The following is a 24079-nucleotide window of genomic DNA, read 5'->3' as shown; positions in this document are numbered from 1 at the left end:
TCGCCTTGCGTCTGTAAAGTATCGTTGGTTGGTCTAGAATGGCGCCAAAATTCCCCGAATTCTCAGGTAGATAAAATGCCAAAGTTTTTGCACACGGCAGACTGGCAGATGGGCCGGGCGTTTACCCGCTTTGAAACCGAAGACGGAGCCGCGCTGGTCGAAGCCCGGTTTGAGGCCATCGAAACGCTCGCACAGCTGGCCAATGAACATCAGTGCGATGCCGTTCTGGTGGCCGGTGATGTGTTTGATGCCCAAACGGTGTCTGATCGCACGATCCGGCGGGTATTCAATGCCACAAAGGCGTTCGCCGGCCCCTGGGTCATGCTGCCCGGCAACCACGACGCCGCCCTGGCAGAGAGCGTGTGGACCCGGGCCCAGCGCCTCGGTGCAGTACCTGAGAACGTACACCTGGCGCTGCAGCCCGGCGTTATAAACCTGGAACCGCAGCGCCTCAGCATCCTATGCGCGCCGCTGACCCAGCGCCACACCTACGGCGATCTGACTGACCCGTTCAGCGGCTACGAGTCACCGGAAGGCTTCCTCCGGGTCGGCCTGGCCCACGGCAGTGTCCAGGGCCTGCTGCCGGACGAGATTGACTCCACCAATCCCATCGCGCCGAACCGTGCCGAAGCCAGCCGGCTTGATTACCTTGCCCTGGGCGACTGGCACGGCACCAAACAGATTGATGAGCGTACCTGTTACAGCGGCACTCCCGAGCCGGAACGCTTTCGGAACAACGAAGCCGGCAATGCCCTGATCGTTGACGTGCCCGAGGCAGGGGAAACGCCGACGGTAACCCGACTACCTACCGGTCGGTATCAATGGCACCAGTGGCGGGAAACCCTCACCGTTCAGTCCGATCTTGACCAACTGCTGGAGCGGTTGAACGCCTTGCCGGAATCCGCCGTTGTTGATCTGCGGCTTGAGGGTTCGATAACCCTGGCTGGAGAAGAAACGCTCCTAAAGGCGCTCTCGGTGGCTGAAGCCCGATTCCGCAGCCTGCGGTGCGAACGCAGCGGGCTCCAGCTTGCGCCGACCGACGAGGACATCGCCGCCCTGAAGGCGGACGGGTACGTGGGCGAAGTCGTCGAAAGCCTGCGCGAGCGTCAACAAGAGGGCGCGCAGGATGACGCCGCCCGGGACGCGCTGGCCATTCTGGCAGGACTGCTCAGAGAGCGGGAACAGGAGGCCAGCCAATGAAACTGCAGCGAATGCGCATTGAACAGCTACGCCAGTTCCGCAAACCCTTTGTTCTGGACAACCTGCAACCCGGCCTCAACCTGATTCACGGTCCCAATGAGTCCGGCAAAAGCACCCTGGTGCGTGCCATCCGTGCCGCATTTTTCGAGCGCTACCGCTCAACCGCCGTTGACGACCTGCGCCCCTGGGGGGATTCCGCCGCGGCGCCCACCGTTGAACTGGATTTTGAGCACGAGGGCCGTTCCTGGCATCTCACCAAGAGCTTCCTGCAGCGAAAACGCTGTGACCTGAAAGTAGGCACCGACACCTACAGCGAAGACGACGCGGAAGAAAAACTGGCCGAGTTGCTGGGCTACCAGTACCCGAAGCGCGGTGCCAGCAAAGCCGAACACTGGGGCATACCGGGACTGCTGTGGGTGGAGCAGGGCACCGGGCAGGACATTGAGCAGGCTATCGAGCATGCCGGGGACCATCTGAAGTCCGCCCTTAATTCCATGGTCGGAGAAGTGGCCAGCTCCGGGGGCGACGACCTGATCGAGACGGTTCGCAGCCAGCGGGACACCCTGCTGACCGGTACCGGCAAGCCCCGGGGCGATTACCTGAAACTGGAAAAAGACCGCGCTCAATCTGAACTTGAAATTGAAGAGCTGAAGGAGCGGGTGCATAAATACCAGGAGCAGGTCGACCGGCTTGGCAAACTGGCCCAGGATTATGATCAGGCCGAGGCCGAGCGCCCCTGGGAAGACGCCCAGCGCCAGCTGGAGGAGGCCCGGGTGCGTTATCAGCAGGTTGAGCGCCTGGAGCAACAACAGAACCAGGAGAAAGCTACGCTCAGCCAGCTGCAGCAAAACCACCGCCTGTTGCAGCAGAACAAGGAACACCTTGAAGGCCTGAGTCGCCAGCTTGAGGGCCGAAAAGCCGAGCTGGACCGCGCGGAGCGAGACCTCGCCACCGCACAAACGCAAACGCCGATGATTGCAGGTCGTTTGAGCGAAGCCAGAACCGCCTATGAGCAAGCGGAAAAGCAACGCAAACTGGCGGGCTTGCTGCAAACGCGACAAAGGCTGGAGCAGGATGTCCGCCGGCTTGAACAGCAAAAACAAGTGCTGACCCAGAACCTCGCCAAAGCAAAGGAATACCACCAGCAGCTGGAGCAGGCCAGGCAGCAGGCCAGAGACAACCGCATTGATTCCGCCGCGGTCAAAAACCTGAAAGCCACCGCGAACCAGCTGAACGAAGAAACCATCCGTTCACGAACCATCGCCACCCGATTGAGCTGGCAGTTGGAGCCCAATGCATCATTAACACTGAACAACGAGCAACTCACCGGGCAGGGCGAGCAGCAGCTTCTGGAAGAATCCACCCTGGTTATCCCGGGCGTGGGTACCCTGGGCATAACCCCCGGCGGCGAAGAGCTTGCCAGCACCCGCCGGAAGCTTAAAACCCTTGAGGACAGCTTCGCCGAACAGCTGAAGACCCTCGGCGTGACATCCGTGGAACAGGCCGAAGACCGGCTTTCAGCCTTCGAAAGTGCCGGAAGAGCCCAGAAGCACGCCGAAGATTTGCTGAAATCCGTGGCACCGGCCGGCATTGAGCAACTTGTCTCCGAACAGAGCGAGGCGGAAAGCGAACTGGCGAAAGCCAAAAGCCAGTTGCAGGCCACGCCAGAACCGGACCAGAAAGAGAACGTACCCGCCCTGGAGGAGGCAGAAGCCGCTTTGGTTCAGGCCGGCACCGCGCTGGACAAGGCCGAATCCGATGAGCGTGAGCACCAGGCAAAGCGGTCGGCACTGAAGCAGGCGCGGGACAACGCTAAAACCGAATGGCAGCGGCTGGCGGATGAAGAAAAGAGCCCGGAGAGGCAACAGCAATTGCGCCAGATAACCACCGACCTGGCGAACATCGAAAAACAGCAGGCCGAACTGCAAGCCAGCCTCGAGCGCCGCGAACGGGAAATCCGCGAAGCCCGACCGGACTTTCTCAAGCAAGACATCGAACGCTACCAGAATGCGGTCAATCAACTACGCCAGACCCAGGAAAACCGCGGGCGTGAGCTCAGGGATATCAAAGTCAGGCTTGAAGCCTGGGGTGCCGAAGGGCTGGAAGAACAGCTCAATGAGAAAGAGGCGGAGTACGACCAGTGCAATCGCCGCTATCAGGAGTTGCACCGCCGTGCCCAGGCCCTGGATCTGCTGTTGAGCCTGCTCACGGAAAAACGCCAGGCCCTCACTCGCCGCCTGCAGGCACCGCTGCAAAAGCACCTCAACCATTACCTGTCGGTGCTTTTCCCCGAAGCCTCCCTCGAAGTCGACGAACAGCTACGGCCCGGCACCTTCAGCCGGGGCAGCGAACTGGGACAGATCACCGAACTGAGCTTTGGAGCCAGGGAACAGATGGGCCTGATCAGCCGCCTCGCCTATGCCGATCTGCTGCGGGAAGCAGGAAGGCCAACGCTGGTCATCCTGGACGACACCTTGGTGCACAGTGACAGCGACCGCCTCGAAGACATGAAGCGCATTCTGTTTGATGCGGCCAGTCGGCATCAGATATTGCTGTTTACCTGCCATCCGGAAAAGTGGCAGGACCTTGGGGTGCCGCCGGTGGATATTCAGGCTTCGAAGGAGCAGGGCGCTTAGTCCCTCTAAACCAACAAGGAGTAGCCAATGCCTAACACCGCCGTGCGCTACCTGACCATGCTCCGGATGGTACCCCGGTACCCGAAAGCCATTACTACAACCGAGTTGGCGAACAGGCTTGATGAGCAGGGGTTCTCCGTGACCATGCGATCAATTCAGCGGGATCTTGAGAAACTGAGCACGGACTTCCCGCTCCTGGTGGATGAAACCAGCCGGCCTTTTCAGTGGTCATTCGACCGCGAAGCGACTATGGACATCATACCGGCTTTGGATTTACCGGCTGCACTTACTTTTGAGCTAGCGAGGGCCTACCTGAAGCCCATGCTTCCACCGAGGGCTCTATCCCACCTGAAGCCCCATTTTGATGAGGCCCATCGGACCCTGCTGCGTGAACGTAATCCCTTGGGGCAGTGGCCAAACCGAGTGAGGGTCATCAATCGCGGCCTGGGTGGAAAACGGCCTGATATCGATGCTGATGTCCTGGAAACAGTCACCGAAGCTTTGCTGCGAGAATACCGATGCAAGCTTACCTACCAGGCCCGCAACTGGCCGGAACCGGCAGAAATAGTGGTACATCCGTTCGGTTTGATCTTTCGGGATCCAAACGTATATCTGATTGGTACCATCGAAGGCAGGGAAGGTATTCGCCAATTAGTTCTGCACAGGGCGACGGCCGGGGAGTTGGTGGAAGAACCCCTTGAGCGGCCGGATGATTTTGATCTGGACCTGTATATCTCCTCTGGTGCCATGGGAATTCTCCACTCCAGTGAACCGGTGTTCCTGCATCTACGCTGTGACAAGCCGGTATTAAATCATCTAATTGAATCGCCGTTGGGCTTCGACCAGGTTACAACTGACATCGACACGAACACGTTTGAAATTACGGTAACCGTTGGCGATACCCAGGACTTACGTTGGTGGCTTACCGCTCAGGCGGTGCACTGCGACATTGTCGAGCCGACTTGGCTGAGAAAGGAGATAGCTGGCACCCTTGAGCAGGGCCTGGAACGCACGAGATTCAAAGATTAAGAACGCGTGATGAAGCAGATATGACTGACTGCAGGTCACGAGTACCGCGATTCAACAGCCCAGCCGTTTCTCTGCTTCAGCATATGCAACCTCCCAACTGGCCCGACACGTCGGCAAACCATCAGGCCCGAGCGGTGGTACGTCGAGCTCCTTACGACGCGCATTAACACGCTCTGTGTATTCCTCGCTCATTGGATTGATTCCACGGCGCCGGTCATTGGCGTCAGCGTTCGAGTCCATCATGAAATCGTACTCCTCAGGAAACATTTCAGAATGAATCTCCTTTGCCAGAGCGATAATCCGCTGCTTCCGTTCAAATTCCTGAAGCTCTTCCGGCGACAATTTTTCATAGGTTTCTCGCAACTTCCTAGCTTCTTCCTTCTTAGCTTTGTTCATAGCTATTGCTCCATGGTTGATAGGTATAAAAAGCATACAACAGAGAGGCGACGTTAACTGTCGCATCCACCGGCAACAATGATCAGACATGGATAGGAGGATCGGCATGATATCCAAGTACAGCGTAGAGCAAATCTCCCTGGCCTTCTTCGAAACCGACCCCATGAACACTGGCTGCAAGGAAAACGAGTGCTTTGACGAATACGATCGTGTTGCGCGTGATATTGCAGACAGGCTTGCGGAAGGAGAGAGCATTGAGGAGGCCCTGAGCACAGAAATCTCAGAGTGGTTTTTCGATGGAGGACCGTGTGACCAGAGCCGGCTTCAACCGGTTCTTGAGCGACTGGTTGAGGAGGAGCAATGATCGAAAACTTCAAAATCGACCTGGTGTTGCGTGTAGCCGCCAAACCCCATGATGAAATTTTGAAGGCGATGGGCTACCAGAGGCCAACGTCTGCAAACCTGGAGCGCCTCCAGAACGTGCTGGATGATCCAGGGTTTGGTCTGAACGACGGCGGATTCGATTTCAAATACGGCAGTGAAGGGTTCCTGCGGGCAATGTGCGTAGTCACGGGGATGGATATGGCTTTGGCCGACCAATATATCTGCCGGATCAAGAAATACCTGAAGGAGGAGCGAGAGGCGTTCAAGCCATACCTATGGGTTGATACCGGCTTCAAGAGGACGAGCCAGCCCATATTTGCCCTGGCTGTTTGTGAACATCAGCGTTACCTGGACTTTCCGAAAGGCTTCTGGCGGCTCTCTATCGACCGGCAACTGGGACGCGCCCAGTGTCGTGTGCGCGAACATGTTTATGAATCCGGCGGGGAGCTTGGAATCTGGGGACATATCAAGCAGTATTGGTTTTATTACAAAAAGAACGCAGCCTATCTATTGGCCCTAAATGGCGAGGTGACCGGCAAGCACGAAGGGCCCGTTCCCAGCCAGACAACGGGAACTAGAGAGCTGGATGTTATCTCTTTAGTGACTCGCGAAGCCCATCAGTAAAGCCTAAGGAAGCAGTAACAATGTACGACCTGATTGGCGATATCCACGGCTATGCCACCGAACTTAAAGCTCTGCTTACCAAAATGGGCTATGAGGAAATTGATGGCGTTTGGCAGCACCTAGAACGCAAAGTGATCTTTCTGGGAGATTTTGTGGACCGCGGCCCGGAACAGGTCGAAACGGTCGAGATTGCCAGAAAGATGGTCGAGAAGGGCAAAGCTCTTGCAGTGATGGGGAACCACGAATTCAACACTGTGGCTTGGGCTACTGAAGATCCAGAAAAGTCCGGGGAGTACCTACGCACCCACAACGAAAAGAACCTCAAGCAGCATCGAGCGTTTCTGGAACAAGTAGGTGAGGGAAGCGAACTGCACCGGAGCATGATCAAGTGGTTCAAAACTCTACCAGTTTATCTGGATCTACCCGACTTCCGTGTGGTGCATGCTTGCTGGCATCCGGAAATGGTTTCGTTGATCGGAAATTACACCGATTCAAGCAATCGGTTATTGCAAGAATCCTGGGTTGAGGCCAGCCGAAAGGGCTCCGAAACCTATGATGCGATTGAAACTTTGCTTAAGGGCCTGGAAATCCCTCTGCCCGGAGATCACCACTTCTTCGATAAAGACAGAAACAAGCGAACCAACATTCGTGCCGAGTGGTGGCGCCGGGGTAAGTTGACCTACCGGGATTTAGCCATGGTACCGGGTGATGTGATCAAAGAAATTCCGCACGAGCCCATTGAAGCTGATGTCCTTCCTGGCTACGACGGCGAAAAACCCGTGTTTGTGGGGCATTACTGGATGAGCGGTGAGCCTAAACCTCTAAGTGATCATATTGCTTGCCTGGACTACAGCGTTGCAGGCGATCACGGTGGGAAATTATGTGCGTACCGGTTTGATGGAGAGCAGATTCTCGCCGCAAATAAGTTCGTTTGGGTCCATGCGTAACTGCTCGTTAATTTAAGAAAAAGGTTGTTTTTGCGAATTTTATTGGGCCCGGAGAGCCGCTAAAGTCGGTATATGATCAATAGATTTGAAACGAATAATAATAGATGTAAAAGGACTTATGCATGGATGTCGATAGGCGCAGCAAATCCAAAGCCTGGATTAATGAGTTTCTGTTCGTCAGAGGAATGATTGGAGGGCCTGACGCGAGCCCCCTTTATCACTACCACGTTACCGACGAGGAATACTCAGAACTACCAACCATTCTTCGGCAATCCATTCCAGACGTCGAAAGCCCTTCCTTCTCTGGCTACTGGTCAGCTGTGTTTTGTCTCTTCGTGGCTGAAAAGTACCGGCGTGAATACGACGGAACTAACCTTGGTTGGTCCTGGAGCGGCTTTGAGAAACCACTCTCAGTAGAGCTCCCGAGCCGGCTTCACAGTGAGATCGTCAGAAAAGGCTTGGAATTCTGGAAGCGCCCCATCCGTCAGAGAGCAAATGGTTACGACTATCTGGGTTCATTGTTTGATGAGGGTGGTTTGCCTTGGCGGCTAATTAAGAGCCACACCCATGGGTTTGGGCGTGCAGTTAGAGGAGCGGTTTCAAGCTATTACAGAGTCAAGCAATTTGGTGGTGACGTTGTATCCGTTGTTTCCGATTACTCGCACCATTTTCCGCAAACCTTCAGAACGCATGACAAATATTTACTCATCGCCTCCATCGTGGATTGGTTGATGGATCTCGCCGAGGCCCATCCATTATCGTCGGTTGATAACCCCGCCGATTACCTAGACGAGAAAGCTCCGGAGTGGCGAAAGCAGTCGCCACTACCAGTAAGTGAGGGCAATGCTCGCAATCTAATCAATGAGTGGCTGAAGGATGCAGGAAGGAGTCGCTCTGAGAAAAAACGCCTTGAGGCAGATGAGAAAAATTGGACCTGTGAGCACTGGTTGAAAGGTACCTACCAGAAATGGGCAATCGAAACAGAAGTTTTCTTGCCAGCAGAAATAACAATTGAACTGGAAGGGCACAGCATTCAGAGCACCAGGCTTGAAATTGCGTTTTACGAGGGTGACAGCCTGCTGAAGCGCTCTGGGATAGCCCACGGCAAGGTCAACGATGATCGCTCTCAAATAAGCGTCAAGATCAACTCACGGGCGATACCAGTGGTTCGTTCAAAACCTGAGCTTCCGCTAACAGTTCAGTTCCTTTCGAATGGCCATCGTATCCACGCCTCCTATTTCGAGGGAAGCGAGCTTGATTATGAATCTTTGCCGATGGTTTTTGTTGAGGAAAGCGACCAACTGAAGCTTATCTCAACCGCATCGGTAACCATTCCGGCCTCTCATGCCGTGGTGAGGATTCCCCCGGCGCTGGATCTTGAGGATGGCGTTGAGTACGGCGAATTAGGGGAGGACCAGTCGGCTGGTAAGTGGATCGATATTTCGAACGACATTACGTTAAGTGGACAGGGTTCAAAAGTAATGCTGCGTTTCGACCCAACGGCGTCGATCACAAAGCCCACTCTGGCAGGCACCGTGGCGCTCTACGATACTCTTCCGAACCTGGTTTATAGGGGCTGGCCAAGTGTCAAATCGTTCGGATTTGAAGGGGAATCAGGGTATCGACTGCTCGCGAACGGAATCCCCCTTGAATTCGACTATCAACAAAATGAAGTAGGTAGTTTCCATTTGAGTGCCCTTGGTGGGTCAGGCGAAACCTTACTTCGCAGGAAGATTGGTGTAATACCGAGGGATTTGAGAGTCATGTCCGTTCCGGCTTCCTCAAATAGCCACGCAAGGATTATCCTTAGAAGTTCCAGAAGGCTCTCCGTTCGGCTGATGGATGAAAGCATCAGAGCGGAGGAGCAAGAGACCCCGGACGGTTATGTGATAACAATGGAGCCGAGGTCAGGGCGCCAGGTACCGGAAAAGGTCCGAGTCGCATTGGTGGACGGCATCCATCCGGGCGAGCCGGTGATTCTGAGGTTGCCTTACCCAAAGACTGGAGTTCAGCTTTTCGATGACGAAGGCAAAGAGGTCAAGGGCGGCTTGATATCCCTGGATCAGCTTATCGAAATGTCGATGACGCTGACGCCAAAGCCGGATACCAAAGAACAGTTCTTTGTTTCTCTGGAACTCGTCTGTCAGCACCTTCCGAATTTCCGCCGTCACTATCCGTTCACGGTGAACAGTCAGGCTCAGAGAATCAGTCTCTATGCGTTCCAGGAAGATATTCAGCAGATGCTTGGGACGACCTCCAATCAGGATGCATTTGTTCGTATCAGCGTCGAGACAGATCGCATTCTCAAACAGGTGAATATTGTCCGCTACAACGCCAGGCTTGAGGGTCCTACAGCGTTAGGCCGGCTCGAAGTGATCACTGACACTCTGAGCGAACTGGGAGATTCTGTCCAGGTCTCTGGTATGCGGCTCGATGATCCCCGCGCGGCTCCGGTTGAAGTTCCAGAAAGATCATCCCAAGGGGTGGGCATGGGCGTATTTGAAATTCCCGCAAAAATGATGAAAAACGGCCCCTGGTTGCTCTATCCCCCGGCTGCATCCAGCGTCAAATTTCGGCCGACGGTGTGGGTTACGGAAGATTTAATGGACACGTCCGAGGCTCAGGCCAATACATTGCACTCGGCCGCTAAAAAATTTCACCCCTCGGGTAACCCTCATGTGTTTGACGAAGTCATCTCTGCGATGGCAGAGGATTTTTCACACAGTGGTTGGGATTATCTTCGGGCCCTCAAAGACGACTACAGTGCATTGCCATTATCTGCATTTGAAAGCTGGAAGGCTCTGGCGAACAACACTTCAGCTATTGCAGCTGCTGTTTTCCGGCTTGAGTTTGATCCCGCATTCTGCAGGCGCCTGAGCAATGAGCTGGCGGTGATTTGGGAGACTGTGGATGTCGCGACTTGGATCAGGGTCAGGTCAGCTCAGTATGACTTTCTTCTCGAACAAGGCATTCCGGAAGAGTTCTCAGAACGGCTCATTGACGATCGGGTCAATAGTGTTGCGACCACGATTCCGTGTTTTATGTACCTCGCCAATTACCTTAAAGAACCGAAGCACGTGAATTTGCAGCAGGTGCCTTGCTTCCTTGCCAAGGAATGGTTTAAGGATCTGCGCCGGAGTCATGCTGACGATCAACGATGGCCGGAATGGTTCGGGGTAGAGCTCACCAACTGGGTTCACCAACAGGAGTTGTCAGCTGAGATCAAATCCCTCCCGGACGTTAGCTTTTCAAGAGCCGTTGCGTTTCTACCCGTATTCATGGCGGCGGTCACGGCAGGAAAAGCGAAGTTTACCGACCTCACAGAGTCGCTTCCTGAACTGAGGTTCGCTGTACGTGTTCTCTCGGATTTCGATCGCGACGCCTGGTATGAACCAACGTATTCGCTCGTGCTCTCAAACCTTTTGCTCGAAACAGAAGAATAAGGAACCGAAATGAGTGGTTATTTCAAGGATCTAGTTAACCAATCACTAGAGCGTACCCGGGAGTCCACGCTCAGTATCCTGGGTTTGGGTGATTCCGGGCTGCGAGCACATTTGGCAAAGCAAATGAGCAACCAGTTGGGCGAGGAGGGGTGTTTCCTCGCGCCACCTGTGTTCGAGCACACCTTCGGATGGGAACCGGGAAACATTACCTTTAAGGCGTTAGAGGGCGATTTGCTTAGCAGGGAAGTCATCTCTGCTTTGGCCGATGCGCCCAACGAAAATTATCGGTTTGACCCGAATATAAAGCCCTACACGCACCAGCTGACGGCATGGCGAACGTTGCTTGCTGAAAAGCCCAAGTCTGCTGTCATTACTACAGGCACGGGGTCCGGTAAAACCGAGTGTTTCATGATCCCGATTCTGCAGGATCTTGTGAGTGAATATCAGCAGACAAAGAGACCACTGCAAGGCGTGCGAGCGCTTTTTCTTTATCCTCTGAACGCACTGATCAATTCCCAGCGCGAACGTCTCGATGCCTGGACCCGACCGTTCGATAAGAACATCCGGTTTTGCCTCTACAACGGCAACACGAAAGAATCGAGAACTTCCGTGCGGAAAGAGCAGAACGAGACTCCCAATCAGATTCTCTCAAGGGAGGAGTTGAGGGAGCATCCGTCACCTATTCTGATGACCAACGCGACCATGCTTGAATACATGCTGGTGCGTCAGGTGGATGACCCAATCATTCAGAAGTCGAGGGAAGCCCAATCTCTTCGCTGGATCGTTCTTGACGAGGCGCACACTTATATCGGATCTCAAGCCGCTGAGCTTTCGCTGCTGCTGCGCCGGGTAGTCGAAGCTTTCGGTCGCGAAGCCTCAGATATCCGGTTTGTCGCCACATCTGCGACCATCGCAGATGAGAAAGCTGAAGAACGACTGAGGGAATACCTAGCAGGTCTGGCGGGAGTCCCCACCGGCCAGGTGGTCGTAATCGGTGGTCAGCGTCAGGTTCCGGAGATTCGGTTTGACGGCGACGACAATGGCATGTCGCTGGCAAAGTTGAAATCGATTGAGGCGGGAAGCACAACCTCGGCCAAGAGATTCGATGCCCTCTGCGAATCCAGAACGGCACAGCTGATCCGGAACACGGTGGTCAACTCACCAAAGCCCGTGACCCTCAACGATCTCATCGGCTCTACGGGTCCTTTGCTGCTAAGTCAGAACGCTATTGAGCAACAGCAGGAGCTTTTGGAGTGGTTGGATCTGCTGACCGATACCAAACCGTCGGATAAACAGGAGCCTTTCCTCAAATTAAGGGCCCACTTGTTTCAACGCATGCTTCATGGACTCTGGAGCTGCGTAAATCCTAGGTGCTCTGCAAAATCCGAGGATCTCAAAGACTGGCCATTCGGTCAGGTTTACGTCCAGCAGCGCGGGAAATGTGACTGTGGTTCGCCCGTCTACGAGGCCGGCTTTTGTGATGACTGCAAGACACCTCACCTGACGGCAGAGCATGCCCATCCGTACCTACGTCAGGCCAGTCCCTATGTCGGTGATGAGTTCTCCTTGCAGGAAGATGACTCGGATGACAGTGGCCCTTCTGACAGCGCCGGAAGCTCATTGAAAGGGCGTACCGTCATTGCGCCAAAACCCCACGAAGCCTTCGTTTCTGAAGACCTGGATCTCGATACGGCAGAGCTTGGGAAGCTGGACGCCGAGAACAGCATTACGATTTCCCAGGCGGACGAACATGATTCGATCTGCGTGAATTGCGGTAGCGCTGGCAAAACCCCAGGGGGCTTTCTGCGCAAGTCGTATCTGGGATCGCCTTTCTACGTCAGTAACGCCGTGCCAACGGTTCTGGAGTTCTGTCCTGACCCTTCCCGCAAAGATTGCGATGGGGAATCTCCCGAATCACTGCCGGGTCGTGGCCGCAAGCTGATCACGTTTACTGATAGCCGCCAGGGCACAGCTCGTATGGCGGTTCGTATGCAGCAGGAGGCGGAGCGCTCACGTTTAAGAGGACTAGTTTTCCAGATACTTAGAAATAAACAGGCAAAGGCTGATGCCGGCCCTAGAAATGCTCCAACGGCTAGCTATGAAGAATTGATTCGATTGGCTGAGCAACTGGAGAAAAGCGGTATGCACGCGGCTGCTATGGGCGTTAAGGCCGACGCCGAAAAGCTCAAAAGTGGCAGCGCTTTGGATCACAAGCTGGAGGTGCCGTGGTCCGAGCTGGTCGAAGACCTTGCAGCAACAAATGACCTTAAGTATTCGATCTTGGATTACAACCGCTACGCTAATCCCCAGTTGTTCAAGGGTAGCGAAGGCAGCTATTCCATGGCGCGGGTCCTCCTCTTACGAGAATACGCCCGCCGGCCCAAGAACCAGAACAGTACGGAAACGCTGGGTCTCGTGGCTGTTGGCTACAAAGGCCTGGAGCAGATCACCAATACGCCAGATTTCTGGTCGGAAACTCCGGCTCCCTCGGCGGATGGCAAAAGCGAAGCCCGGTTAACCCTGGAAGACTGGAAAGATTTTCTGAAAGTCGCGTTGGACTTCTACGTTCGGGAAAACACCTTTCTCCGTTTCGGAGAAACGGAACGCTCTTGGATGGGCGCGCGGTTTGCACCCAAAGAGCTATACGCCCCGGGCAGCGATGTCAGCGGCACCAGAGACAAGGCGTGGCCCCAGCTTCAAAAGGGTTCGCAGTCTCGCCTGGTTAAGCTGCTATCTCTCGGAACAGGTTTGACTACTGACCTGGAATCGGATCGTAACAAGCTGAACGGGTGGCTCAAGGCTGCCTGGCAAGCATTGGTGAAAGCCCAGATCCTGCAAACTCAGGGAGGGGGTTACGCGGTTACACGCGAAACAATGACATTCTCTCTGCCCAAGTCGGCTTGGGTATGCCCGGTCACAAACCGGCTCATCGACACCACATTTCGTGGGCTGACACCCTACCTGCCCAACAAAGCCGAAGCAGAAAAGTATCGATGCACAAAAATTGAGATGCCTGAATTCACGTCGCTTGCCCCAGAAGGGGAGACGGAAGGTGTGCTCCGGGCTATCCGAAACCGTGTCGCGGCAAATGACGTTATTGCGTCACTTCGAGAGCAAAACCTTTGGACAGATATTTCAGATCGCACGGCTGAGGGTGGCTTTTACTACCGAACCGCCGAACATTCCGCCCAGCAAGCTGCAGAGCGCCTGCAGAAATACGAGGACGACTTCAAAAAAGGCAAAATCAACGTTCTCAACTGTTCCACCACCATGGAGATGGGCGTCGACATTGGCGGCATTTCGGCGGTGGTAATGAATAACGTACCTCCCCACCCAGCCAATTATCTCCAGCGAGCAGGTCGGGCTGGTCGGCGCAGCGAGCCGAGAGCCGTTGCCTACACCCTGTGTAAACCGGATCCGCACAATACCCGGGCCTTCCAGAATCCCCAGTGGCCTTGGGTAACGGCCATTCCCGCACCGGTGATTACCCTCAGTGCGGCACCATTGGTGCAACGGCACGTGAACTCCTTCCTGCTGGCAAACTTCCTCAAGTCCGAAACGGACAGTGACGATGATCGCACGCGCTTAAACGTTCATTGGTTCTTCGGTGGCAGCCCATCGGTGTGCGAACGGTTTGTCGATTGGCTGGATACCCTTGCGGCCGGGTCCTCCGAGAATGAGGTAGTAAGAGGGGTTGGCCGGATCACGCGAGAAAACACCGCGCTATCAGCGACATCCTTTGCCGTGTTGGCTGCTGACTGTAAAGAAGCGATCCAGCAATTGTCATCGTCCTGGCGGGAAGAATATCGCCGCTTGAACGAACGGCATCGCGATGCGTCGGATGATGCATACAAAAAAGCATTGGAACTTGAGAAAAAACGCCACGAAGAAGAATACCTGCTGCGGGACCTGGCGGCTCGCGCCTTCCTGCCCGGTTATGGCTTCCCCACAGACGTGGTAAACCTCAATACCTACAACGTCGAAGATTTCATAGATAAGAGTACCCGCAAGCAAGAAAAGTCCCGCGAGGACAACATCTTTACCTACAAGGAAAAACCATCACGGGGCCTACCAATTGCCATCCGGGAATACGCACCCGGTGCCCAGGTCGTTATTGATGGCCGGGTGTACCGCTCTGCCGGGGTGACGCTGTATTCCTATTACGATAGCGCCCAGGGAGGGACACAGAAGTTCGATCTGGCCTGGAGTTGCCAGAATTGCGGTGCGCATGGCTACCGAGAGTACGCCTACGTGAACAGCGATGAGCTGTCATGCACACAATGCCATAGCATGATTAACCCGAAATACGTCAAGCAGGTGCTTAGGCCCGCTGGCTTTACCACGGATTTCTACGATTCAACGAGCAACGATGTCACTTCTCAGAAGTTCATCCCCGTTGAGAAGCCCCGGATCAGTGTAGATGAGAATGTGATTTCGCTGCCTGACGAACGCTGCGGTTTCATCCGGTTTGGTGACAAAGGGCATGTTTTCCATCACTCGGGCGGTGAAAACGGGACGGGGTACGCCGTCTGCCTGAGCTGTGGGCGAGCGGATTCCATGTCCGCCAATCACGAAATACCGCGTGATCTCCAGCCTGACAAGTTCCACCGGCCCATTGGCGGGAATGCGGGTAGCCATAAAGAGAAGGATTGTTCCGGTGAACAGGTAAAGTCCGGGATTTACTTTGGTTATCAGGCCCAGACAGATGTGCTGGAGCTGATTCTCAAAAGCCCGATTACCGGTGAATGGATACCGGCCTCAGAAGACGGCCGGGTTATTGCCACAACCCTGGCGGTCGCGTTGAGGGATACCATTGCCGACCAACTCGGCATCGCGACCACCGAAATGGGCTTCGGGGTCCGGCAAGACAAAGACCTCGACACAGGCGCAACCCGTTACGTTATTCAGGTTTATGATGACGTCGCCGGCGGTGCGGGCTTTGTTCTGACCGGATTAGAGAATCTGGCAGAACTGATTGAAAAGACGCTCAAAAAGCTTGAGTGCCCGGCGAACTGTGACAATGTCTGTTCGGCCTGCCTTGCCAGCAAAGACAGCCGGGTGGAGTTCGATGAGCTCAACCGTAAGGCTGCACTGGAATGGGTGGCTCACAGCGGCATCAGAGATCATCTGAGCCTGCCTGAGCCATTCGCATCTGTTCCGGGCGCAGCCTACTGGCCCTACGATCCTGAGCGCTTCGTCCGGCATTGGATCAATAAAGGCGCTCAGGCGGTTGCGCTCCGCCTGAAAGGTGAGCCTGAGGCATGGGATCTCGGCAATCCCGAGTTCCGGCGTAAACTGATGAGCTGGCGGGCAATCGACGGCCTTAGAGTTCGATTGATTTTACCCAAAGGCGCTGATTTAACGGAAGAAGTGAAGCAGGAGCTCTCCATTCTCGGGCGGTTTGGGATTGACGTTGCTGAATCCAGCGACGACCATCCCAACCCGGACATCAGGATGCCGCTGCAGTTTGAAATCGAGAGTGGTGAGCCTGTCACGCTGATCACCAACAGCACGACCTCCCAGAGCCCGGGTGAAGCTTGGCTGAGCGGAGACGATCAATCCCTCTGGGTATATACCCAACAGGAGCCCGTCTTCAGCAGTGAAGCACTGGATATGACAGGCTGGTCAGCACAGCCGACGGGCGCTGCAGTGGTAGAATTGACGACGGATTTGAACGGCTCCGTGAAGGATCTGCCGGGGAAGTTCTGGATGTTGCTGGAGCATCACGCGCCGAGCTATGCGGAAGCCATTAAGAAGGACAATGTCGTCTCACTGACCTATGAGGACCGTTACCTTAAATCGCCTTGGGCCGTGGTGTTGCTAGCAAGTGTTCTCAAAGCACTAAAGCCCTCTGCGGAAACCTCTGTTTCTGTCATCACGATGCCTGGCGACGGTCGGGTAGAGAGTCGGTTTGCCAAGCACGACTGGAAAGATGCTCAGACTCATCAGGTGGTTTCAGGCACTTTCCTTCGCGCCACTTTGAAAGTTGGGCAGGTGGACTTCCGAGTGCATAACGACAGGCGCGATCTCACTCATCGCCGAGTTCTGAGTGTTGGGCTGGCATCCGGGCGCACCATCAAGCTCGCGTTCGACCAGGGAATGGGTTACTGGGACATGAAGTCCTTCCGTCGCGATCTCAAATGGTTCGATTTTGAGCTGGGTTTTGAAGGTCAGGTGCATAGAATGCTGGAACTCGAAACGGACGGCCGCATCGTTAATACCGGTGGCTGGCCAACGGACATTGCTATTTACGAAGACAATCACTCATTACCGGAAAGATAATGTTCGAACAAACCTTCAGAAATATTGATGACGTCCTCTGGAAAGAGGCGGGCTGTGCTACGGAGCTTGATTACACCGAGCAAACCTCCTGGATGCTGTTCCTCAAGTATCTCGACGACCTAGAGTTCGAGCGTTCTCAGGAGGCTGAACTGCGTGGCCAGTCCTATCAGTTCATCATTGATGAAGACCATCGCTGGTCGAAATGGGCCGCGCCCAAGAAAGCCGATGGTAGCTTCGATCACGACAACGCGCTGACAGGTGACGACCTGATCCAGTACGTTAACTTCGAGTTGTTTCCGTACCTGCATGGCTTTAAGGAACGTGCCTCTGGCACTGATACCATCGAATACAAGATTGGTGAGATTTTCGGCGAGATCCGCAATAAGTTCGCCAGCGGTTATAGCCTGCGGGATGCGTTAGAATTGATCGATACCCTCAGTTTTGGCTCTCAGGCGGAAAAGCACGAGCTTTCTCATCTATATGAGGTAAAAATCCGCAACATGGGCAATGCCGGGCGTAATGGCGGAGAGTATTACACCCCGCGTCCGTTGATCCGCGCCATGATCAAAGTGATCAACCCCCGAATCGGTGAGCGTATCTACGATGCGGCTGCCGGCTCCGCGGGCTTCCTGTGCGAGGCCCACGATTACCTGCGCTATGGCCCGGATGGGGAGGGTGATGATCGTCGGCTTTCAACGGAGGATCTGGAAACACTCCAGACCCGCACCCTCTACGCGAAGGAAAAGAAGAGTCTGCCCTATGTGATCGGGATCATGAACATGATCCTGCACGGCATCGAAACACCCAACATTGTGCACACCAACAGCTTAACCGAAAACCTGAGCGACATTCAGGAGAAAGACCGCTTCGACGTGATTCTTGCCAACCCACCTTTTGGGGGTAAGGAACGTAAGGAAATCCAGCAGAACTTCCCAATCAAGACGGGGGAAACAGCTTTCCTCTTTCTGCAGCATTTTATGAAGTACCTAAAAGCGGGCGGCCGCGCGGCAGTGGTTATCAAAAATACCTTTTTGTCGAACTCGGATGCTCGTGCCTTACGCATGGAGCTGTTAAAGCATTGCAACCTGCACACCATTCTTGACTGTCCCGGTGGTACATTCCTTGGCGCAGGGGTGAAAACTGTTGTGCTTTTCTTCGAGAAAGGCTCGCCGACACAGGATATTTGGTACTACCAGCTCGACCCAGGCCGCAGCCTGGGCAAGACTAACCCGCTGAATGACCACGACCTGAAAGACTTTGTCGTGCGGCAGAAACGTTTTGAAGACTCCGAGAATTCCTGGACCGTCAGCATCAACGAGGTGGATACGGACACCTTCGACCTGTCGGTAAAGAACCCGAATAAAGGTGAGGAAGAACCGCTTCGTGATCCAGAGGTGATCATTAACGAGATCGAGACCTTGGATAAAGAAAGCGAGGAGATTCTAGAAGGTATTCGGAGAATGTTATGAGCTGGGAGCGGCAATTAGTTGAGTTACAAGAAGTCGCCGATATTCGATATGGATTCACAGCAAAGGCCTCTTGGGATGGGGTGGGGCCAAAGTTTCTTCGTATCACTGATATTCAGGATGGGGAAGTTCATTGGGATGGTGTTCCATCTGTACAGTTGGAAGATAAGGATTTTGAGAAGCATCGGTTGATTTCAGGCGATATTGTTTTTGCGCGGACTGGTGCAACTACCGGGAAAAGCTACCTGATCTCAAAGCCACCCAAAGCCGTTCCTGCTTCCTATCTTATAAGGCTACGTTTGCAGGATAGCTGCCTACTGCCGGAGTACGTGTCTTATTTTTTCCAAACCGAGTCCTACTGGAAAACCATTAAAGCAGGCACAAGCGGAAGCGCACAAGGAGGTTTTAATGCGTCAAAGCTTGCCGGTTTGAAAATTCCACGATTCCCATTATCCGAGCAAAAACGAATCGTTGCCAACCTCGATGAAGCCTTCGCGGGCATTGACGAGGCGATCGCCAACACCGAAAAGAACCTCGCCAATGCTCGGGAGTTGTTTGATAGTTTCCTTATTGCCGCATTTGAAAAACTCTCGGGCTCCCGTCCCAAAAAACAGCTAGGAAATATTGTTGAGCTGATCTCGGGGCAACACATCGACAAGCGAGACTACAACCTTGAGCATCGAGGTATTGGCTATTTGACTGGGCCAGCCGACTTTGGGAAACGGTACCCCGCAGTGTCAAAGTGGACCGAACTACCCAAAAGAATGGCAAATAAAGGCGATATCCTGATAACCGTCAAAGGCTCAGGTGTAGGGAAGCTTAACATGATGATTGAATCTGAGTTGGCCATTAGCCGCCAACTGATGGCAATACGAGCAAAGCACATTAACTCTGAATTCCTTTATGCATTCTTAAGCCTGAAAAAAAGGTACTTTCAGGATTTATCCAACGGGGCGGCTATCCCCGGAATCTCAAGGGACGATGTCCTTAAGCTATCGATACCCGTTCCTACGGAAGATGAACAAAGTGAAGTCGTTGCCTCTCTCGTCGATGTAGGAAATGAAGTCGAGAGGCTTAAAAAGGGCTACGAGAGAAAGCTATCTTCCTTAGCGGAGTTAAAGCAGTCGCTTCTTCGGATGGCCTTCACGGGAGAGCTAACAGGGAGCTCGGCCGAGAAGAAAATGGAAGAGGCCGTTTCATGAACGAAGCCGAAACCCGCGCCGAACTGATCGATCCCGCCCTGAAAGTCGCAGGGTGGGGTGTGATTGGTGCTAGCCGCATACGCCGCGAGGTCATCGCACCGGGACGTCTGCAGGGTGGTGGACGGCGCGGGCAATCGGACATTGCCGACTATGTACTGATCTACAAAGGTCAGAAACTGGCAGTGATCGAAGCCAAGAAGCGTTCTCTGTCAGTAACCGAAGGGCTCGCTCAAGCCAAACGCTATGCTGAGCGTTTACAGGCGCGATTTGCCTACAGCACCAACGGTGATGGCATCTATCGGGTGGATCTGGCGACGGGTGAGGAAGGCCCGGTAGAAAGCTACCCTACGCCTGAGGAGCTCTGGACGGAGACCTTCGCCGAACAGAATGTCTGGCGTGAGCGATTCGGTGCCGTGCCTTTTGAAGACAAAGGTGGTTTCTGGGAACCGCGGTACTACCAGCACAACGCCATCACTCAGGCCCTGGAAGCTGTCGCAGATGGGCGTGATCGTGTGCTGCTGACGTTGGCTACCGGAACGGGCAAAACCGCTATTGCGTTCCAGATTACCTGGAAGTTGTTCCATGCCCGCTGGAGCCGGTCAGCTCAGGCGTCCGGAGAGCCCGGCCGTCGACCACGCATTCTTTTTCTGGCAGACCGGAATATCCTCGCCAATCAGGCTTTTAATGACTTCTCGGCTTTCTCGCAGGATGCGCTGGTACGCATTGATCCGGAGACCATTCGCAAGAGGGGCCGGGTGCCGAAGAATGGCAGCATCTTTTTCACCATTTTCCAGACTTTTATGACCGGTCGGGACGAAAATGGCGATGCCGCACCGAATTTCGGCGATTACCCGTCGGACTTTTTCGATTTCATCATTATTGATGAGTGCCACCGTGGTGGCGCCAACGATGAGAGCAACTGGCGCGGCATTCTGGAGTATTTCAGCCCCGCCGTTCAGTTGGGGCTCACCGCAACTCCGAAGCGCGACCACAACGCAGATACCTATGCGTACTTCGGCGAACCAGTGTATGTCTATTCCCTGAAGGAGGGCATCAACGACGGCTACCTGACACCCTTCAAGGTCAGGCAGATTGCCACCACGCTTGACGATTATGTCTACACCAGTGACGACGATGTGGTGGAGGGCGAGATTGATGAAGGTAAACGGTATACGGAAACCGACTTCAATCGGGTGATCGAGATTGAGGCACGGGAGAAGTACAGGGTCCGTGTTTTCATGGATCAGATTGATCAACGCGAAAAGACCATTGTGTTCTGCGCTACTCAAGAGCACGCACTAGCAGTGCGGGACCTGGTCAACCAGATGAAAACCAGCAAAGACCCTCATTACTGCGAGCGGGTCACGGCTGATGACGGAGCAGAGGGTGAGCGTTTCCTGAAACAGTTCCAGGATAACGAGAAGACCATTCCTACCATTCTGACCACCTCCCAGAAGCTGTCCACGGGTGTGGACGCGCGTAACGTGCGCAACATTGTCTTGATGCGCCCGGTGAACTCGATGATTGAATTCAAACAGATTATCGGCCGGGGCACGAGGCTGTTCGACGGCAAGGATTACTTCACCATCTACGACTTCGTTCGGGCGCACGAGCATTTCAACGATCCAGAATGGGACGGCGACCCGATCCCGCCAGAGCCTTGCGAGCAATGCGGTGAAACCCCGTGCAAATGCGCCGTCGAGCCACCCAAGCCTTGCCCGGTATGCGAAGAACGGCCCTGTATTTGTGAAAAGGAAGCCCCGGAACCCTGCCCGGAATGTGGCCAGCGCCCCTGCGTTTGTCAGAAGAAAAAGAAGGTGAAGATCAAACTAGCGGATGGCAAAGAGAGAACCATCCAGCACATGACCGCCACCAGTTTCTGGAGCCCGGATGGCAAGCCGATGTCGGCTGCAGAGTTCATTCAGCGTCTATACGGCGATCTTCCGGAATGGTTCGCAGATGAGGAAAAGCTGCGGGATATCTGGAGTAAGCCGGACACTCGGAAAAGGTTGCTGGAGGGCTTGGAAGAAAAGGGATACGGACTGGAGCAGCTAAAAGAAATTGGGAAGATGATCGAGGCGGAGAAAAGCGACATCTACGACGTTCTCGCCTTCATTGCTTTCAATATGCCACCGATTTCCCGGTCAGAGCGTGTGGCTGCTCACCGCGGGCAGATCTACAGTCAGCACGATTATCGGCAGCACGAATTCCTTGAGTTTGTATTGGATCACTATGTTGCTCGCGGCGTAACCGAGCTGGACCCCGAAAAGTTGCCACAGTTGATTGAGCTTAAATATCACAGTGTGAAGGATGCGGTCCGTGAGCTTGGGCCTGTGAGCGATATTCGGGAGATGTTTATAGGGTTTCAGAAGAATCTTTACTAACGTATGGCAGGTCCCGAAGGAGTCGGAGTGGAAACCGCAGCACCACAATCGAGTCGCCAAACTTTGGCACAGTTGTTCGACGTTAGATCAGATGTTCTCTCAGATCTAAGAAGTCTCATCGATTCCTGGCGTGGTTTTAATGGAATGATTCAGGGCGCAGCTACATTCTCTATTGTGGTAGATACCAACGTGGTGATTGGAGATCTGCTCTGGCTGGTGGTTAAACGCCGTAATCCAGAAGCGAGAACAGAGCTGATGGAGATAATCGCTGCAGGAACAGCAGTGGTTTACGTGCCGCCAAGGTTATTGCAGGAGGTTCGGGAGCAGATTCCTCTGATTGCCGCGGACAAAGGTTTAGACGCAGAGAAGCTCTTTGCTGAATGGGAAAACTACCGGACTAGTCTTGTGGTGATGGATCCCGGCCAGGATACCATTCGTGCCCATGCGGAGGGTGTAGATCCTGACGATGCTGATTTTGTGGCGTTGGAGCAGACCATGTCTGCTGCGGGTATTTTTAGCAAGGACAAACATATCGCCATGATGGGTGGTAACCAGATTTCTATCGAAACTATCACTTCGCTCCGCGATTATTCGAGGGCAACGGCCATTGAACTGACTCTCAAAGTAAATGGATTGGTTTTGACGCTTCTTGGCGCCGCTGCTATTCGCAGCCTTTTCGCTGGTTGCCGGGCACTAATTGAGAGCCTAGCTCGTGCTCCTGAATGGGTGAAAATGGCGTTGTTGATTGGTGGGGCTTTTGCAGCTTTACATCCAGGCACTCGAGAATATCTGACTCGTCAGTTGAAATCCGCATTTGACGGAATTCGTGGGGTAAGTCCTGATGTCGTTGAGGAGTTAGGTGCGGCCATTGCTTTGATGCAGAACCACCAGAGTCTCGCCATGGAGCATCTGGATAGCGCTATGAGACAGCTTGAAAGAAATAGCCTTGGGGATTTCGAACCAAAACCGGTACCGCACGGGAATAACACGCAAAAGAGGTGATTCTCTCAAGCAAGAGATCACGATCTTCACGTTTTAGGTCTTATAAGGTTGTTATGGACATTTCGCCGGACAAACAGAATATAGATGCGGTGTTTTCGAACACACTTTATCACATCGATTTTTATCAGCGGGATTATCGATGGAATGACGAGCCAGTGCTTCGATTACTGGATGATATTTTCTATAAATTTAATGAGCACTATGCAGAAAATAGCTCTTTGCCTCCGAGCGCGGAAGTGATTGATGCTAAATATTCTTGGTATTACCTAAACACCTATGTAACCAATAAAGTTGATGGGAAAGTTTTTGTGGTAGATGGGCAGCAGCGCCTTACCACTTTGTCTCTAATCCTAATTAAGCTCTTGCATCTGGCCAAGGAGCATGACTCTAAGGCCGTTAAATGGCTGGACAATAAAATTTCGGGGCAGTCGGGCTTTGAAAGCCGCTTCTGGATGAATCATGAGGCACATCGTGAGACTCAGCAGGCGATTTACGACAACGAACTTGAGAATGTCGACACATCCAAGGGTATCACTTCGGTCAACATGGTGAAGAACTTCCATACGATAAGCCGATGGTTGGAAAAGGACCTGACGACCAAGCATAAATTAGAAACCTTCATCTTCTATTATCTGCGACGGCTTGTACTGATTAATCTTACGGTAGAACAGACCGATGTTCCGATGGTTTTTGAGGTGATCAATGATCGCGGGGTCCGGCTGAAACCATACGAAATTCTGAAGGGCAAGCTCCTGGGACAGATCGATAAAACAGTGATGGCCTCAAAGAATTATAACCGTCTTTGGGAAGAGAACATTCGGGCGATTAATGCCTTTGATGAGGATGAGGCAGATCGGTTTTTCCGGTTTTACCTCAAAGCGAAGTTTGCGAATTCGAGGGCAGAAGGACAGAGATTTGATGGTGATTATCATCGATTGATTTTTAGGGAAGGTCTGAATAACCGCTGATTTTTGCCGATGCTGGTTTTAGCCTGCAAAAAATCGAAAATTCAGACGCTATTCTCCCGCTATTTATGTGTTTTTTTGCCCGTTTCCCGCCATTTTGGCGGAAAACAGGCACACTG

General features: G+C 53.7%; 14 protein-coding genes. 13 read left to right on the top strand and 1 reads right to left on the bottom strand.

The features are described from left to right. The first annotated feature begins 75 nt into the window (after window positions 1-75). Genes AC13E3_RS01700 through AC13E3_RS01690 form a run of 3 tightly spaced genes read left to right on the top strand, consistent with a single transcriptional unit; the run spans window position 76 to window position 4865 of the window. Window positions 76-1200 (top strand): metallophosphoesterase family protein, encoded by a 1125-nt coding sequence (locus AC13E3_RS01700; RefSeq protein ID WP_273045280.1) that lies wholly within the window; start codon window positions 76-78, stop codon window positions 1198-1200. Further along, entirely contained in the window at window positions 1197-3836 is a 2640-nt protein-coding gene (locus AC13E3_RS01695; protein WP_482901658.1) for an AAA family ATPase, read from the top strand. Before AC13E3_RS01700 ends, AC13E3_RS01695 begins: the two co-directional genes overlap by 4 nt. A gap of 27 nt (window positions 3837-3863) precedes the next feature. Continuing rightward, window positions 3864-4865, top strand: coding sequence for a helix-turn-helix transcriptional regulator (locus tag AC13E3_RS01690; protein ID WP_482901657.1), 1002 nt, complete (start codon window positions 3864-3866; stop codon window positions 4863-4865). Window positions 4866-4916: 51 nt separating this feature from the next. On the opposite strand, the gene AC13E3_RS01685 is transcribed toward AC13E3_RS01690, so the two are convergent. Then, a complete protein-coding gene (locus AC13E3_RS01685; RefSeq protein WP_482901656.1) occupies window positions 4917-5261 on the bottom strand; it encodes a hypothetical protein in 345 nt (114 codons plus the stop codon). A gap of 106 nt (window positions 5262-5367) precedes the next feature. Between AC13E3_RS01685 and AC13E3_RS01680 the strand changes: the two genes are divergently transcribed. The 10 genes from AC13E3_RS01680 to AC13E3_RS01635 all read left to right on the top strand — a co-directional run bounded on the left by AC13E3_RS01680 (window position 5368) and on the right by AC13E3_RS01635 (window position 23963). After that, window positions 5368-5625 carry a hypothetical protein gene (locus AC13E3_RS01680; protein ID WP_482901655.1) on the top strand — a complete coding sequence of 86 codons (258 nt, stop codon included), beginning with the start codon at window positions 5368-5370 and terminating at the stop codon, window positions 5623-5625. Continuing rightward, a complete protein-coding gene (locus AC13E3_RS01675) occupies window positions 5622-6269 on the top strand; it encodes a hypothetical protein (protein ID WP_482901654.1) in 648 nt (215 codons plus the stop codon). Before AC13E3_RS01680 ends, AC13E3_RS01675 begins: the two co-directional genes overlap by 4 nt. A 20-nt stretch (window positions 6270-6289) precedes the next feature. Next, on the top strand, window positions 6290-7216 hold the full coding sequence (locus AC13E3_RS01670) for a metallophosphoesterase (RefSeq protein ID WP_482901653.1): 927 nt from the start codon (window positions 6290-6292) through the stop codon (window positions 7214-7216). 122 nt (window positions 7217-7338) lie between these two features. Next, complete coding sequence (locus AC13E3_RS01665; RefSeq protein ID WP_482901652.1) at window positions 7339-10659, top strand: STY4851/ECs_5259 family protein; 3321 nt, start codon at window positions 7339-7341, stop codon at window positions 10657-10659. A 9-nt stretch (window positions 10660-10668) separates the two neighbouring features. Next, a complete protein-coding gene (locus tag AC13E3_RS01660) occupies window positions 10669-16941 on the top strand; it encodes a DEAD/DEAH box helicase (RefSeq protein WP_482901651.1) in 6273 nt (2090 codons plus the stop codon). Next, window positions 16941-18410 (top strand): class I SAM-dependent DNA methyltransferase, encoded by a 1470-nt coding sequence (locus tag AC13E3_RS01655; protein ID WP_482901650.1) that lies wholly within the window; start codon window positions 16941-16943, stop codon window positions 18408-18410. Before AC13E3_RS01660 ends, AC13E3_RS01655 begins: the two co-directional genes overlap by 1 nt. Next, on the top strand, window positions 18407-19609 hold the full coding sequence (locus AC13E3_RS01650) for a restriction endonuclease subunit S (RefSeq protein ID WP_482901649.1): 1203 nt from the start codon (window positions 18407-18409) through the stop codon (window positions 19607-19609). Before AC13E3_RS01655 ends, AC13E3_RS01650 begins: the two co-directional genes overlap by 4 nt. Beyond that, a complete protein-coding gene (hsdR, locus tag AC13E3_RS01645; protein WP_482901648.1) occupies window positions 19606-21993 on the top strand; it encodes an EcoAI/FtnUII family type I restriction enzme subunit R in 2388 nt (795 codons plus the stop codon). The genes AC13E3_RS01650 and hsdR overlap by 4 nt, the downstream gene beginning before the upstream one ends. Before the next feature lie 27 nt (window positions 21994-22020). After that, window positions 22021-22995: a PIN domain-containing protein gene (locus AC13E3_RS01640; RefSeq protein ID WP_482901647.1), complete on the top strand. Its 975-nt coding sequence runs from the start codon at window positions 22021-22023 to the stop codon at window positions 22993-22995. Window positions 22996-23048: 53 nt separating this feature from the next. Then, a complete protein-coding gene (locus tag AC13E3_RS01635) occupies window positions 23049-23963 on the top strand; it encodes a DUF262 domain-containing protein (RefSeq protein WP_482901646.1) in 915 nt (304 codons plus the stop codon). The last annotated feature ends 116 nt before the right edge of the window (window positions 23964-24079 follow it).

The sequence above is a fragment of the Marinobacter sp. L-80 genome, from assembly GCF_056859395.1.
Note: the sequence above shows the minus strand (reverse complement) of the source record. Positions and strands in the feature narration are given on the sequence as shown.

Excerpts from the sequence above, each read along its gene's own strand:
- AC13E3_RS01660 (WP_482901651.1), top strand. The coding sequence starts at position 10,669 with ATGAGTGGTTATTTCAAGGATCTAGTTAACCAATCACTAGAGCGTACC.
- AC13E3_RS01695 (WP_482901658.1), top strand. The coding sequence starts at position 1,197 with ATGAAACTGCAGCGAATGCGCATTGAACAGCTACGCCAGTTCCGCAAA.
- AC13E3_RS01650 (WP_482901649.1), top strand. The coding sequence starts at position 18,407 with ATGAGCTGGGAGCGGCAATTAGTTGAGTTACAAGAAGTCGCCGATATT.
- AC13E3_RS01670 (WP_482901653.1), top strand. The coding sequence starts at position 6,290 with ATGTACGACCTGATTGGCGATATCCACGGCTATGCCACCGAACTTAAA.
- AC13E3_RS01665 (WP_482901652.1), top strand. The coding sequence starts at position 7,339 with ATGGATGTCGATAGGCGCAGCAAATCCAAAGCCTGGATTAATGAGTTT.
- AC13E3_RS01655 (WP_482901650.1), top strand. The coding sequence starts at position 16,941 with ATGTTCGAACAAACCTTCAGAAATATTGATGACGTCCTCTGGAAAGAG.
- AC13E3_RS01685 (WP_482901656.1), bottom strand. The coding sequence starts at position 5,261 with ATGAACAAAGCTAAGAAGGAAGAAGCTAGGAAGTTGCGAGAAACCTAT.
- AC13E3_RS01680 (WP_482901655.1), top strand. The coding sequence starts at position 5,368 with ATGATATCCAAGTACAGCGTAGAGCAAATCTCCCTGGCCTTCTTCGAA.
- AC13E3_RS01675 (WP_482901654.1), top strand. The coding sequence starts at position 5,622 with ATGATCGAAAACTTCAAAATCGACCTGGTGTTGCGTGTAGCCGCCAAA.
- AC13E3_RS01635 (WP_482901646.1), top strand. The coding sequence starts at position 23,049 with ATGGACATTTCGCCGGACAAACAGAATATAGATGCGGTGTTTTCGAAC.
- AC13E3_RS01700 (WP_273045280.1), top strand. The coding sequence starts at position 76 with ATGCCAAAGTTTTTGCACACGGCAGACTGGCAGATGGGCCGGGCGTTT.
- hsdR (WP_482901648.1), top strand. The coding sequence starts at position 19,606 with ATGAACGAAGCCGAAACCCGCGCCGAACTGATCGATCCCGCCCTGAAA.
- AC13E3_RS01690 (WP_482901657.1), top strand. The coding sequence starts at position 3,864 with ATGCCTAACACCGCCGTGCGCTACCTGACCATGCTCCGGATGGTACCC.